The 14,037-nt window shown below is 62.4% G+C and carries 11 protein-coding genes; 5 read left to right on the top strand and 6 right to left on the bottom strand.

Annotated elements, in window-relative coordinates; genetic code table 11:
- Positions 1–4 precede the first annotated feature (4 nt).
- Entirely contained in the window at positions 5–388 is a 384-nt protein-coding gene (locus AU198_RS11220) for an FKBP-type peptidyl-prolyl cis-trans isomerase (protein ID WP_197416079.1), read from the top strand.
- 1 nt (position 389) lies between these two features.
- Here the strand turns inward: AU198_RS11220 and AU198_RS11225 are convergent, their stop codons facing one another.
- The 6 genes from AU198_RS11225 to AU198_RS11250 all read right to left on the bottom strand — a co-directional run bounded on the left by AU198_RS11225 (position 390) and on the right by AU198_RS11250 (position 6,027).
- Positions 390–1,733, bottom strand: coding sequence for a HAMP domain-containing sensor histidine kinase (locus tag AU198_RS11225; protein ID WP_064348142.1), 1,344 nt, complete (start codon positions 1,731–1,733; stop codon positions 390–392).
- Positions 1,733–2,443, bottom strand: coding sequence for a two-component system response regulator PrrA (prrA, locus tag AU198_RS11230; protein WP_197416093.1), 711 nt, complete (start codon positions 2,441–2,443; stop codon positions 1,733–1,735). Before prrA ends, AU198_RS11225 begins: the two co-directional genes overlap by 1 nt.
- 250 nt (positions 2,444–2,693) lie before the next feature.
- Positions 2,694–3,494: a DUF4097 family beta strand repeat-containing protein gene (locus tag AU198_RS11235; RefSeq protein WP_156431554.1), complete on the bottom strand. Its 801-nt coding sequence runs from the start codon at positions 3,492–3,494 to the stop codon at positions 2,694–2,696.
- 65 nt (positions 3,495–3,559) lie between these two features.
- Positions 3,560–4,090, bottom strand: coding sequence for a DUF6197 family protein (locus tag AU198_RS27015; protein ID WP_502689278.1), 531 nt, complete (start codon positions 4,088–4,090; stop codon positions 3,560–3,562).
- An 18-nt stretch (positions 4,091–4,108) separates the two neighbouring features.
- The gene (locus AU198_RS11245; protein ID WP_064348145.1) at positions 4,109–4,753 is read right to left on the bottom strand and encodes a response regulator; all 645 of its coding nucleotides are present in this window, start codon (positions 4,751–4,753) and stop codon (positions 4,109–4,111) included.
- Positions 4,741–6,027 carry a sensor histidine kinase gene (locus AU198_RS11250; protein ID WP_064348146.1) on the bottom strand — a complete coding sequence of 429 codons (1,287 nt, stop codon included), beginning with the start codon at positions 6,025–6,027 and terminating at the stop codon, positions 4,741–4,743. Before AU198_RS11250 ends, AU198_RS11245 begins: the two co-directional genes overlap by 13 nt.
- Positions 6,028–6,198: 171 nt before the next feature.
- On the opposite strand from AU198_RS11250, the gene AU198_RS11255 reads away from it, so the two are divergent.
- The 4 genes from AU198_RS11255 to AU198_RS11270 all read left to right on the top strand — a co-directional run bounded on the left by AU198_RS11255 (position 6,199) and on the right by AU198_RS11270 (position 13,766).
- A complete protein-coding gene (locus tag AU198_RS11255) occupies positions 6,199–6,987 on the top strand; it encodes an alpha/beta fold hydrolase (RefSeq protein WP_064348147.1) in 789 nt (262 codons plus the stop codon).
- A gap of 553 nt (positions 6,988–7,540) precedes the next feature.
- The gene (locus AU198_RS11260; RefSeq protein ID WP_064348237.1) at positions 7,541–7,963 is read left to right on the top strand and encodes an MmpS family transport accessory protein; all 423 of its coding nucleotides are present in this window, start codon (positions 7,541–7,543) and stop codon (positions 7,961–7,963) included.
- Between the two features lies 1 nt (position 7,964).
- On the top strand, positions 7,965–10,844 hold the full coding sequence (locus AU198_RS11265; protein ID WP_064348148.1) for an MMPL/RND family transporter: 2,880 nt from the start codon (positions 7,965–7,967) through the stop codon (positions 10,842–10,844).
- A 48-nt stretch (positions 10,845–10,892) separates the two neighbouring features.
- Positions 10,893–13,766: an MMPL/RND family transporter gene (locus AU198_RS11270; RefSeq protein ID WP_064348149.1), complete on the top strand. Its 2,874-nt coding sequence runs from the start codon at positions 10,893–10,895 to the stop codon at positions 13,764–13,766.
- Positions 13,767–14,037 lie beyond the last annotated feature (271 nt).

Consider the following 14,037-nt stretch of genomic DNA (forward strand, 5'->3'; position numbering starts at 1 on the left):
TACCGTGAGTGCGGTGACGTCAAGTTCAGGGCAGAAGCCCGAAATCGAGTTCCCCGACGGCCCTCCGCCCACCGAGTTGGTGATCACGGACCTGGTCGTCGGCGACGGTGCCGAAGCGGTGCCCGGCGGCAACGTCGAAGTGCACTACGTCGGCGTGGAATATGACACCGGCGAGGAATTCGACAGCTCGTGGAACCGGGGAGAGTCGATTGAGTTTCCGCTACGTGGCCTCATCCAGGGTTGGAAGAACGGCATACCGGGGATGAAGGTCGGCGGTCGTCGACAGCTGGTGATCCCGCCGGAGCAGGCCTACGGTCCCGCCGGCGGTGGGCACCGACTGTCCGGCAAGACGCTGATATTCGTCATCGACCTTCTGGCGACGCGCTAGCTCACTGGTGGCCGGGCAGGCGCAGCAGCAGTCGAGCGCCACCTAGCGGGCTTTCCTCCAAAGAGGCTGTGCCGCCGTGTAATTCGGCCTGTTGGGCCACCAGCGCCAGGCCAAGCCCGGAACCCGACACCGACGCCGTCGATCCCCGAGAGAACCGTTCGAACACGATCGAGCGTTCCTCCTCGGGGATGCCGACGCCGTCGTCGTCGATCGCTATTTCCACACCCGCCCGTGAGCTGACCGCCGACAGTTGCACCCGCGTAGCACCGCCGTGCTTCACGGCGTTGGCGATCGCGTTGTCGACCGCCAGGCGAAGGCCAGCGGGCAGGCCCACGATGATCACCGTTGGTGCAGGCACCAACGACACGTCCAGGTCCGGGTAGACCCGCATCGCGTCGTGTGCGGCGCGGTCCAGCAACTCCGTGATGTCGACGGGCACGTGGTCGTCCGCGGTCGACAATTCACCCTGCGCCAGCCGCTCCAGTGCGCCGAGCGTCGCCTCGATGCGCGACTGCGTGCGGATCACGTCGTTGACCACCTCTTTGCGCTGGTCCTCTGGCAGGTCGAGGGTGGACAGCACCTCGAGGTTGGTCCGCATCGCGGTCAGCGGGGTGCGAAGTTCGTGGGCGGAGACCGAAGCGAAGTCGCGCGCCGACGCCAGCGCGGCCTTCGTCCGGTCCTGTTCCTTCCACACGCGTTCGACCAGACCCTTGACCGCCTCGGCGATCTCGACAGCCTCCGTCGCGCCGCGCACTTCGACGTCGGGGTCCTCGTCGCCGGTGTCGATCTGACGGGTCTGCCGCGCCAAACTCTTGAGCGGGCGCACCGCGAATGCGGCCAACACCCATCCAAACACCGTGGCTGCGCCGACGGCGAACACACAGATGATGATCACCCGTCGGTGCAGGTTGTTGGTGTCGGCGATGGTCGCGTCGTAAGTGGCGCCGACGGCCACCGACATCGGTCCGGGGTAGTAGGGGATGTCGACGGTGCGGACTCGGTAACGCACACCATCGACATAGGTGTCGGCGTAGCCGGGTGGCAGCTGCGGGAGGACGACATCGGAGTTGGACGTCACCTCGTCACCGCGGTGCACCGTGATGACCGCATCCTGGTTGGTCGGTGACTTCGGAATCTCGTCCAGACCCCGCGGCAGGAACGGGATCGCGAAGCCGGCGGCCTCGTCGAGCCGGCGGTCGAGGCGCTCTTTGCGGTCATTGGTGATGCCGACCCAGACGACAGTTCCTACGATGACGACGACGATCGCCGCCCCGATTGCGGTGGCCAACGCGACGCGGGTTCGCAGCGAGGGGGTTCGGCGGAAGATCCGCGACAGCAGAGACATCACTGAGTTCGGAGCACGAATCCCACTCCGCGCACGGTGTGCAGCAGCCGGGGAGCGCCGCCCGCCTCGAGCTTGCGGCGCAGGTAGCCGATGAAGACGTCGACGACGTTGGTGTCGGCGGCGAAATCGTAGCCCCAGACGAGCTCGAGCAGCTGTGCGCGCGACAGCACGGCGGTCTTGTGCTCGGCCAACACGGCGAGCAGGTCGAATTCGCGTTTGGTCAGGTCGACGTCGACGCCGTTCACGCGGGCGCGGCGGCCGGGGATGTCGACCTCCAAAGGCCCGACCTGGATGGTCTCCGAGGAGAAGGTCGCGGTAGACCCGCGCCTGCGCAGCAACGCCTTCACCCGTGCGACCAGTTCCTGCAGTACGAACGGCTTGACCAGGTAGTCGTCGGCTCCGGCCTCCAGGCCGGCGACCCGGTCGTCGACCGAGCTGCGCGCCGACAGCACGCAGACCGGCACGTCGTTGTCCATCGCGCGTAGCGCCGTGACCACGCTGACGCCGTCGAGCACGGGCATGTTGATGTCCAGGACGATCGCGTCGGGCCGGGTCTCGGTCGCGCTGCGCAGGGCCTCGGCGCCATCCACCGCAGTGGCCACTTCGAACCCCGATAGCCGTAGACCCCTCTCGAGCGAGGCGAGTACGTCAGGGTCGTCGTCGACCACGAGAACCCGAGGTGAGCCTCCGCCACTGTCCATGTAGCCAATATTGCCTGAAGTCCTCATCGGATCGCGGTAAGCCGTGCGGACGCGAGCTGCGCCACCGCGCGGTGAGTGCGGAGCTGACTCGCGACGCGGCACCGCCCCGACTGAGTGCGGCCTGCGTCATCGGCTCGGATGCCGACTTGACTTCCGGGTGCTTCCCGCCGGTGAACGGTTTGCCGCACTCTCCTCCAATCTTTGCTGAGGCGGACCGATCATTGCTGTGGCGGCAAGCCAGTGCGCTGTGCCGGGTGTCTCATCGATTCTGGGTGATGTCCACATTGCCGCTCGTCGAACGGGCGGTCACCTCTGCGGCGTCCAGGTCCGTGGTTTGAGGCACAGTCACAACCACTCGGCCGTGGGGTCCCGCGGATTCAGCGCTTATGCGATACGGTGCCGGGCCAGGCAATCCCAGAGTCACCTGGCCTGAGCCGACCGCTTCGGTAATTCGCGGAACCGCACGAAATTCGACTGAGATGCGGCCGGATTCGGTTATCGCCCTGAAGGATTCGGTGACGGCGATCCTTGTTCCAGTGTTGATGTCTCCTCTTCGGACGGCGATATCAATCACGCGTGCCGAGCCGCTGAGTGTGACGGCGCCGGTATCGGTTTTGACCGTCAGTTGATCGACGTCTGCCTCGCTCGTGATCGAACCGGTTCGGTGAGTGACCGTCACGCGCAGGTCTCTCGCTACGTCTGGAGGAAGGATGACCTTGATTTCCCCAGGGTCGGCACCTATGGGAAAAGGAAGCCCCGATGCGCCGCCGCCTAGATTGACCCGGCTGCCCAAGGCATCGTTCGCGATTGTCAATCGCGTGTTAGCGGCCCGTATGAGTACGCGTAGATCTACACGTGGCCGGTCGGCATCGGCCTCGGTGATGAGGCGAACGCCTATCGGTACGTCACCAGTGTCCAGGGCTAATGTCCGCAGGCCGGTCGGTAACTCGCGTGAGTCGGTGACGACCCGACTCGTCCCGAGCCCGACAGCGAGCGTCCCCAGACCACCGACCGCGAGGAACGCCACCGAAGACGCAATGAGGACGAGCACCACGCGCATCGCGATACGGAGCCCGCCCGCCCTCAGGGGCGGGCGGGGAGTCGACACGTTGGGGACTGCCATGCTTAGGCGGGCGCGAAGGGGGGTGTCTCCGTCCGACGCGGATGCGGAACATAGCTGCTCCGGTCCATCGACGTGGCGGCCCGCTTCAGCGTGAGCACCGCGTCCGTCTTGGTGGTGTGCGCATCATCGTTGTAAGCCTGCAGGCTCAGCCACCCCGGTGCATCGACGGAGTTGGCGATCTGCAGGAGAAGACTCTCCAAGCGATCGATCTGTGCCTGCGCGGCGTAGGGCAACGTGGACTGCCAGTAGCCTGCGGCCACCCGTAGCGCCCCACCAAGGCAGAAGCTGCACGGGGTTGCTCCGGGTTCGGTCCGTACCACGTAGCCACCTCCGCCAATGTGCTTGGTGCGCTTCCGTACCCATCCGCCTGTCATGGTCGTGCTCGGGTGAACCTCACATCCCTCGGCATCCCGGCAGTAGGTGCCTTGCGTCCACCCGCCGTCAACCTCGATGAGCGCCAAGGCGTCCTCGATAACCTCTCGGTCTGTCTTCATTGTCAGCCGTTGATCGGCTGGGGTCCCTATCGTCGTCATGGTTTCTATCCCTTCTCGTTAAGACTCGAGGTAACGCAGAACCGCGAGGACACGGCGGTTTCCGGTGTCGTCGGGCGCAAGCCCCAATTTCGTGAAGATGGAGGCGATGTGCTTTTCCGCGGAACCAGTCGAAATGTGCAGGGTCGCGGCGATCGCAGAGTTCGTCCGACCTTCGGCCATCAGTTGCAGGACGTCGCGTTCGCGAGGGGTCAGCTGATCCAGCGCGCTCCGACGATGCGATCGCGCCAGGATTTGGGACACGACCTCCGGGTCGAGAAGAGTTCCACCGCCGCCCACGACGGACACGGCGTCCAGGAACGCCGGGACGTCAGCGACGCGGTCCTTGAGCAGGTAGCCGAAGCCGCGGGTGTCCGAGGTGATCAGGTCGGATGCGTAACGCTCCTCGACGTAGTGCGACAGAACCAACACGGGCGACTCTGGATTCTGGCTCCGCAACTGCGCGGCGGCACGAATTCCCTCATCGGTGAACGTCGGAGGCATCCGTACATCGACGATCACAAGATCCGGCTTTACGTCGTTGACCAGGCAAAGCAGATTCGACGCATCAGTGACACTCGCTACCACCTCGTGGCCGGCGTCGACGAGAATGCGTTCGACACCTGCGCGCAGTAACGCAGAATCCTCGGCGATCACGATGCGCATGGCAGCACCGCCGTGACAGTCGTGGACCCGCTGACCGGACTGGTAACCGTGAATGTGCCGCGGGCCGCGCGCACTCGATCGGCCAGACCACGCAGGCCGGTTGCGGTTGCGCTGTCCGTGATCTGCGCGCCGCCGCGGCCGTCGTCGAACACCGAGACGTGGAGCTTGTCTTCGGTCTGGTCGAGGCGCACCGTCACGACGGCCCGCGAAGCCTGTGCGTGCCTGGCTACATTGGTGAGCGACTCGGCGACGACGAAGTACGCCACAGCTTCGGTCTCCTCCGGAATGCGCCGCGGCAGGTCGATATCCAGCGTTGTCGGGACGGCGGCTCGATGCACCACCGCTGAGAGCGCGGCGTCCAGCCCTCGATCGGAAAGGATCGTCGGGGCGATACCACGCACGACGTTGCGTAGTTCCACCAGAGCGGTTTTCGCGTCATCGTGGGCCTCGGCGATCAACGCCTTCGCGGCAGACGGATCGTTGTCCAACTTGGTCTGTGCGAGGCCGATCGTCATCGCCAGCGAGACGAGGCGCGGCTGCACGCTGTCGTGCAGGTCGCGCTCGATTCGGCGTCGCTCGGCCTGCGCCGAGGAGACCGCACCCATTCTGGCATCGGCGAGGGCGTTCACCTCGTCTTGCAATATCGCGGTTGGCGACGACGAGAGCAGCCAACGGTCGAGTTGCGCGTCGAGAATGGGCGCGAATACCACAATGGCTGCGGCGACCGCCAACGCGACCACGGCCAGCGGCCACGCCAGCGCCGGTGGCAGGAAGGACAGACCCGCGTCGTCATCGCTGCGACTTATGGCGATCGTCGCTGCCGGCGCCAGTAATCCGAACGCCAGCAGCACGAACGCCAGGCCACCGGCGACAAAGTCGTAGACCATCCGGAGAAGGTGGTGCGCGCAGCCCTTCCAGAACTGAGCACTGCTGAGATCGAGCCACAACTGGTGGACCCAGCGTTCAAAGCCCTTGTAGGGGGACTCTTTTCGTGGTGGCACCGGAATGTTCATGCCGAATACGGCTTCGCTTCGCAGACGCTCCAACCACTGTGCGCCGCGCATCAGATACACGAATGCGACCACGGCGACCAAAAACCCGACCACCGATGGGATTGTTGCGACACCGACCAGCACGAGCATGCTCGGTAACCACAGCCACACGATGGCGAGCACCGCGCCTACGATGAGCGACGCGCTGGGTAGGAAACCGATCCGCCGACGCGCTGGTGGCGAGGCCGTACCGGCCGGGACCGGCTTGACCTCTTGGTTCATGACTGTGACCACACCATCAACGTACGGAACGCCGAGGTGGGCCGAAACGGCGTTGACCCGACAAATTAGGGGGGGTTAACCCCCACATCGCCCCGCTGTGAGCGCACCGCAGCTGCCCTTCAGCTTACGCCGGGAGGGTATCGCGGCACGTCGCCGTAGTACCGTCCCAACGTGCTTGATTTGGCCTACGAAGACCGAGGCGACGGAGATCCGGTCCTTTTCATCGCGGGCCAAGGTGGCCTCGGACGCACATGGGATATCCATCAGGTGCCGGCATTCCGCGCAGCGGGTTACCGCGTCATCACATTCGATAACAGGGGCGTCGGCGCAACGGCAAATGCCGAGGGATTCACGACGGCGACCATGGTGGCTGACACCGCGAACCTGGTTGAAAAGCTGGGTATTGCCCCCGTTCGGATCGTGGCCACCTCGATGGGGTCCTACATCGCTCAAGAACTGATGCTCGCCCGGCCTGATCTTGTGACTCAGGCAGCATTGATGGCCACCCGAGGACGCCATGACCGGGCGCGGGAGTTTTTCCGCGCGGCCGAACGCGAATTCGTCGATGCCGAAATCGAGCTTCCGCCCCGCTACGCGGCGAAACTGCGCCTGCTCGAGAACTTCTCGCCGAAGACCCTGAACGACGACAGAGTCGTTGGCGACTGGATCGAAACCTTCACAATGTGGCCGACGAAGTCGGCACCCGGGGTTCGCGCCCAGTATGGGGTGGCGCCAGAGACCGATCGGTTGCGTGTCTACAAGGTGATCACTACGCCGGTGCTGGTACTGGGATTCGCCGACGACCTCGTGATGCCGCCGCATCTTGGCGCCGAGGTGGCAGCCGCTTTCCCGAACGGACGGTACCTCGAAATCGCGGACACCGGCCACCTGGGCTTTCTCGAGCGGCCCCAAGCGGTGAACTCGGCGATTCTGGACTTCTTCGCCCACGGTGGTGGGTGAGGCCCGGATGGGCTGGAAGGTCAGACACAGTCATGGCCACCAGCAGCCGTCACGGGCAAATGCGTAGTCCCGCAGTCGATCACGCTGACAGTCTGTTGAGTCCCGCAGAGGCACCGGATCGGTCGGCACCCAATATTGCCTCCGGAAAATTGCTGAACAAAGCGTGACCGGCGTTACCGAGTTCTTCGAATTCGCTTCCGCATGCGACCGGCGAGAGGTACAGTCCGCAACGCTCGTCAACGGCTGTGGTGCGACTTGTCGGCCGGAGCCCAATTTGTATACCGTGCGGGAGCGCGGGAGACCATGCATTACGATCGCGTATCGCGTTGGGAACGGGGAGATTGTGGAGGCCGACGGCATGCTTTACTCGTCGACATCGGGTTTTGCTCCCCGAGGCGCTGCAAGTTTGCCGTGACTCCGACACGGCGAGCGTGGGATCTTCCAGGTAATCCCAGGGTCGCCGTCTGGCGTGTCGCGGCAATGTGTAGTTGCATGTTCGAGCGCTGGTAGCGACGGACATGGAGACGGACGGAGGGGATTCGCGATTTTCAGGATCTTTAAGCGGTTGTGGATCCCGCTGCTCATTCTCGTGGTGATCGTCGCGGGAGGCTTCACCGTGTCGCGGCTGCGTACCGTCTTCGGCTCCGAAAATCGTCCTTCGTACGCCGAGACCGCAATCGAGGAGCAAGAGCCGTACACCACCAAAGAGCTCGTCTATGAGGTGTTCGGACCTCCCGGAACAACGGCCAACATCAGTTACTTCGATCCCGACTCCGAGCCGCAGTATGTCGAGGGAGCAAGTCTGCCCTGGTCGACGACGTACGACCTCTCAGGTGCGGCGATCGTGGGCAACTTGGTCACTCAGGGTACCGGCGGCAGCATCGGCTGCCGCATCATCGTGGACGGCGAGGTCAAGGCGGAGCGGACCAGCCAAGGAGTGAACGCATTCACTTATTGCCTGGTGAAGGCCGCATGATATGACGATCGCTCCGGTACGCCGTAAGCCGCCATTCGTCGCACGGTGGATCTACCGGCTTGCGCCGGCCGTCATCCTCGGCTGGATAGCGATTGCCGTAATTCTCAGCACCGGCGTCCCGTCGCTGGAACAAGTGGAGCGTGAAAACGCGATAACACTCACTCCGAACGACGCCCCGTCGTTCAGAGCTATGCAGCGAATGGGCGAGCTGTACGGCGAGTCGCAGTCCGACAGCGTGGCGATGATCGTCCTAGAGGGCGAGGAGCCGCTCGGCGACGAAGCGCACGCTTACTACGACGAGTTGATCCGGCAGCTAGAGGCGGATCGCCAGCACGTTGAATACGTTCGTGACTTCTGGGGGGACCCGCTCACAGCAGGCGCTGCACAGAGCGCCGACGGTAAGGCCGTCTATGTCCAAGTAAATCTCATGGGCAACCTCGGGCAGGCGGAGTCGAACGAATCGGTTGACGCCATCCGGGACATCGTCGATGCCTTACCGGCCCCGCCTGGCGTCAAGGCGTATGTCACCGGGCCGTCTGCGTTCGTGGCGGATCTGGGAACAAGCGGAAACAGGACGGTCTTCCTCGTCACCGCGACGAGCATCTCTGTGATCTTCTTGATGCTGCTGCTTCTCTATCGGTCGATAGTCACCGTCATCGTCTCGTTGCTGATGGTGGGGATTCAGCTCCAGGTCGCCAGGGGATTTGTCGCCTTCCTCGGCGATATCGGGGCGGTCAATCTGACCACGTACGTGGTCAACCTATTGGTGTCACTGGTAATCGCGGCTGGAACAGACTACGGAATCTTCTTTTTCGGGCGCTACCACGAGGCACGCCAGGCCGGTGAGGATCGCGTCGAAGCCTTTTACACCACATACCGCAGCGTCGGTAAAGTCGTTCTCGCGTCGGGCTCGACCATCGCTGGGGCCGTCTTCTGCCTGAGCTTCACGCGTCTGCCGTACTTCCAACCATTGGGCATCCCCGGCTCGGTGGGTGTTTTGGTCGCGGTCGCCGTTGCCTTGACCTTGGTACCAGCGGTAATCGCTCTGGGTAGCCGCGTGGGACTGTTCGAGCCGAAGCGAAAAGTCATCACCCGGCAATGGCGGCGAATCGGCACCGCTGTCGTTCGCTGGCCCGGCCCCATACTCGTCGCGACATTTGCGTTGGCGCTCGTCGGGCTCCTGGCCCTACCGGGATATCGACCCAGCTACAACGACCAGGACACGATCCCCGATTACATCGATGCGAACCAGGGCTTCGAGGCCGCCAAGCGGCATTTTCCGCCCGCGCTCATGATGACGCCCGACGTAGTGATGGTCGAGTCAGATCATGACATGCGCAATCCCGCCGACTTCCTGGTGCTCAATAAGCTCGCCAAAGGAATTTTGGAGGTCCCCGGCGTCGCTCGTGTCCAGAGCCCTACGCGGCCCTCAGGAGAGCCGCTCGAGCACACGACTATCCCGTACATGCTGAGCATGAACCAGGCGAGCCAGATGCAAATGCTGCCATTCCAGAAGGCCCGCATGGACGACATGCTCAAGCAGGCCGAGGAAATGACCAAAACGATAGCGTTGATGAACCGCATGTTTGCTCTGATGACAGAGCTCAACGCTACTACTCACCGCATGATCGCCACCACGCACGAGCTCGAAGAGATCACGAACGAGATGCGGGACAACATTGCGAATTTCGACGATTTCTTCAGGCCCATTCGCAATTACTTCTATTGGGAGCCGCACTGCTTCAACATCCCCATTTGCTGGGCGATCAGGTCGGTATTCGATGTGATCGACGGGTTGGACGAGATCACTGTCACGATGCGCGAACTCGTCACCAACCTTGATCAGCTCGATCTGCTGATGCCCCAATTGCTCGCGCAGTTCCCGCCGATGATCGCGACAATGGAAAGCACGCGGACGATGATGCTGACGATGCACAGCACCATGTCCGGAACGATATCTCTCATGGAGGAGGGCAGCGAGAACGCCACCGCTATGGGTAAGGCATTCGACGCGGCCAAAAATGACGACTCCTTCTACCTCCCGCCGGACATATTCAAGAACAAAGACTTCAAGAAGGTCATGGATGTTTTCCTGACGCCGGACGGGAAGGCTGCGCGGATGCTCATCACGCAGCGCGACGACCCTGCGTCACCGGAAGGCATCTCGCGGGTGGAGCCAATAAAAACGGCTGCCGAGGAGGCGCTGAAGGGAACGCCTCTAGAAAGCGCCAAAATCTCAATGGGAGGCACCGCGGCGCTCGCGAAGGATCTGGTCGAGGGCTCGACATACGACCTGTTGATTGCGGGTGTGGCGGCTCTTTGCCTGGTCTTCATCATCATGCTGATCATGACTCGGAGCTTTGTTGCGGCGTTGACCATTGTCGGCACGGTCGCGATGTCGCTCGGTACGGCATTCGGGCTATCCGTCCTCATCTGGCAGCACATCCTCGGCATCCAGATCCACTGGGTGGTCCTTGCGATGTCGGTGATCGTCCTCTTGGCTGTCGGTTCCGATTACAACCTCTTGCTGGTCTCCCGGATAAAGGAGGAAATAGGCGCCGGGTTGAATACCGGCATCATCCGGGCGATGGCCGGTACCGGTCGGGTGGTGACCGCCGCAGGCCTGGTGTTCGCCTTCACGATGTTCGCGATGTTGGTCAGCGACCTCCGAACGTTGGGCCAAGTGGGCTCCACCATCGGGATCGGTTTGCTCTTCGATACGTTGATCGTGCGTGCGTTGATGACACCGTCCATCGCTGCGCTGCTCGGACGCTGGTTCTGGTGGCCGCGCCGTGTACGCCCCCGCCCATCTAGTCAGATGCTTCGGCCCTTCGGGACTCGTCCACTAGTACGTTCCCTGCTGCTGAAACAGGACCGTTAGGGCATTGGTGACCGTGAACGATCCGTCTTTGCGCGTGCCGAAGACAGTATGAGCGACCCGCAGACCGCCAGCAGACCGCCGTTCATCGCGCGGGCGGTTTACCGACTTTCGGTGCCGATCATCATTGTCTGGTTGGCGATCACTGCGTACCTGTTCTTCGGGATCCCTTCGCTCGAGCAGGTCGGCAAGGAACGATCCGTATCGCAGGTACCTGAAGATGCCCCGTCGTACCAGGCGATGAGGCATATGGGCGAGGTGTTCAAGGAATCCGATTCCGACTCCTTCGCGATGATCGTGTTGGAGAGTGACAAACAGCTCGGGCCCGACGCGCATGTCTATTACGACGAACTGATTCGTCAATTGCGCGCCGACCCAGGACATGTGAACCATGTCCAGGATTTCTGGGGGGACCCCCTAACGGCGCCTGGTGCGGAGAGTAGCGACGGCAAGGCCGCCTACGTTCAGGTCAATCTCGCGGGTGACCAGGGCGAGGCGCTGGCGAACGAATCCGTTCGGGCAGTTCGAGACATCGTCGATCGAGTGCCCCCGCCACCGGGCGTCTCCGCCTACGTGACAGGTCCCGCGCCGTTGGTGGCCGACATGAACAGGGCCGGCGACGACTCCATCCTGAAGATCACCATAGTGACCCTCGTGGTCATCCTCGTGATGCTGCTTTTCGTCTACCGATCGATCGTGACGGTCTTCTTCGTACTGCTCAGCATGGGCATCCAGGTGCAGGTGGCCAGAGGAGTCGTCGCAATCCTGGCCATGCACGAGATTATGGATCTCTCGACGTTCGCCGTCAGCCTGTTGGTGTCACTCGGCATCGCGGCGGGCACGGATTATGGGATCTTCTTCTTCGGGCGATATCACGAGGCGCGCCAAGCCGGTGAGGACCCGCGGACCGCGTTCTACACCACCTACCGCAGCGTCACCAAAGTCGTATTGGGTTCCGGTCTGACCATCGCCGGCGCGATCTACTGCCTGAGCTTTACCCGACTGCCGTACTTCGAGACGCTCGGCGTTCCCGGGGCGGTGGGCATGCTCATGGTGGTCGCGGTGGCGATCACGCTCGTTCCGGCAGTGATCGCGGTGGGTGGCAGGCTAGGACTGTTCGAGCCCAAGCGCAGGGTCGCCGTTCGACGGTGGCGACGGTTGGGCACGGCTATCGTCCGGTGGCCCGGCCCCATTCTGGCTGCGACTTGCGCGGTAGCGCTCGTGGGACTGCTGGCGCTCCCGGCATATCGGAGCAGCTTCAACGACCGCGAGTATGTGCCGCAAGACATTCCCGCCAACCTTGGGTATGCAGCCGCTGAGCGGCACTTTCCTCAATCCCGGATGATGCCTGAAATTCTGATGATCGAGGCAGACCATGATATGCGTAATCCCACGGACTTCCTGGTCCTGCACAAACTCGCCAAAAGCGTTTTTGCTGTGCCCGGAATTGCGCGGGTGCAGGGAATAACGCGGCCCGAAGGGACCCCAATCGAACGCACCTCGATACCGTTCTTGATCAGCATACAGATGGCCAGTCAAAAACAGATGTTGCCCTTTCAGCAAGCCCGCATGGAGGGTTTGCTGAAGCAAGCTGACGATATGAGCAAGATGATCGGCTTGATGCAGCGAAATTTTGAACTGACGCGGCAACTTTACGAGATCACCCACCGCATGAACGGCCTCACGCACGAGATGGAAGATACGTTGAATGAGTTGCGAGACAACATCGCCGATTTCGACGACTTTTTCCGCCCACTTCGCAATTACTTGTACTGGGAGCCGCACTGTTTCAACATCCCCATTTGCTGGGCCATCAGGTCCATATTCGACACTCTCGACGGCGCCGATAGAGTCAGCCTGAAATTGCGCCAGCTGGTCACCGAAATGGATCACCTCGATCAGCTTATGCCGCAATTGCTGGCCGTGATGCCCGAGATGATCGAGTCGATGAAGACGATGCGGATGATGGTCTTGACCATGCACAGCACCATGTCGGGATTCCTCAGCCAGATGGAGGAATCGACTGAGGATGTAACCGCCATGGGCAGGGCTTTCGACGCCGCAAGAAACGATGACTCCTTCTTTTTGCCCCCCGAAGTCTTCGAAAACGAGGACTTCAAACGCGCCATGGACCTCTTCTTCTCACCGGACGGCAAGGCGATGCGTCTGATGATTTCGCATCGCGATGAGCCCGGGACGCCGGAGGCGCTCGCACGAATCGATGCAGTACGCGTCGCTGCCGAGGAGGCGCTCAAGACGACACCACTCAAGAATGCGCAGATCTACCTCGGCGGAACTGCGGCGACATATAAGGACATGCAAGACGGCGCTACCTTCGATCTCTTGATCGCAGGCGTAGCGGCGCTGTGTCTCATTTTCGCCATCATGCTGATCATCACGCGAAGCCTGATGGCCGCACTGGTCATCGTGGGGACCGTTGCGCTTTCGCTCGGAGCGTCCTTCGGAATCTCAGTCCTAATCTGGCAGCACATTCTCGGAATCGAATTGCACTGGCTTGTGCTCGCGATGTCGGTGATCATCCTCTTGGCGGTGGGGTCGGATTACAACCTACTGCTGGTATCGCGGATGAAAGAGGAGATAGGCGCCGGTCTGAACACCGGCATCATCCGGGCAATGGGCGGTACGGGGAAGGTCGTCACGTCCGCGGGCCTGGTGTTCGCGTTCACGATGATGTCCATGGTCGTCAGCGACCTCCGCATCATCGGTCAGGTGGGCACCACCATAGGGGTCGGTCTTCTGTTCGATACCTTGGTGGTCCGGGCGTTCATGACACCGGCGATCGCCGCGCTGATGGGACGTTGGTTCTGGTGGCCGCAGAGAGTGCGACCCCGCCCGGCAAGCACGATGCTCGACCCGTACGGCCCACGACCCCTGGTTCGTGCGTTGCTTGGCCAACAGCGGTAACGCCGGAACTGGGCTGGCTCTCCGGGCTCTCCGATGGCTCGCAGATGTGGGTCACAGTCGTCTAGCGTTGTTCGCGGCCACGCTCGCGCGCCGTTGGATTCTTTCTATCACCGGTTGATTTGCTGACTCGCTGTTTGGTTGTCGGCGAGCTGGTATCGTCGATCGAGCGTCAACGTGGGTAGCGTGGCAAGGCAAGACCGGCGTTTCATAGCGAATCGGGCTTGTCGCCGGCAGCCGATAGTGCACGAGGGGGGCTTGGGGGAGTTGGTTT

This window comes from Mycobacterium sp. GA-1199 (genome assembly GCF_001500045.1).
GTDB lineage: Bacteria > Actinomycetota > Actinomycetes > Mycobacteriales > Mycobacteriaceae > Mycobacterium.

What these genes read in the sequence shown, in the direction of transcription:
- AU198_RS11225 (WP_064348142.1), bottom strand. Translation starts at nt 1,733, where the DNA reads ATGTCTCTGCTGTCGCGGATCTTCCGCCGAACCCCCTCGCTGCGAACC.
- AU198_RS11235 (WP_156431554.1), bottom strand. Translation starts at nt 3,494, where the DNA reads ATGCGCGTGGTGCTCGTCCTCATTGCGTCTTCGGTGGCGTTCCTCGCG.
- AU198_RS27015 (WP_502689278.1), bottom strand. Translation starts at nt 4,090, where the DNA reads ATGACGACGATAGGGACCCCAGCCGATCAACGGCTGACAATGAAGACA.
- AU198_RS11245 (WP_064348145.1), bottom strand. Translation starts at nt 4,753, where the DNA reads ATGCGCATCGTGATCGCCGAGGATTCTGCGTTACTGCGCGCAGGTGTC.
- AU198_RS11250 (WP_064348146.1), bottom strand. Translation starts at nt 6,027, where the DNA reads ATGAACCAAGAGGTCAAGCCGGTCCCGGCCGGTACGGCCTCGCCACCA.
- AU198_RS11265 (WP_064348148.1), top strand. Translation starts at nt 7,965, where the DNA reads ATGACGATCGCTCCGGTACGCCGTAAGCCGCCATTCGTCGCACGGTGG.
- AU198_RS11270 (WP_064348149.1), top strand. Translation starts at nt 10,893, where the DNA reads ATGAGCGACCCGCAGACCGCCAGCAGACCGCCGTTCATCGCGCGGGCG.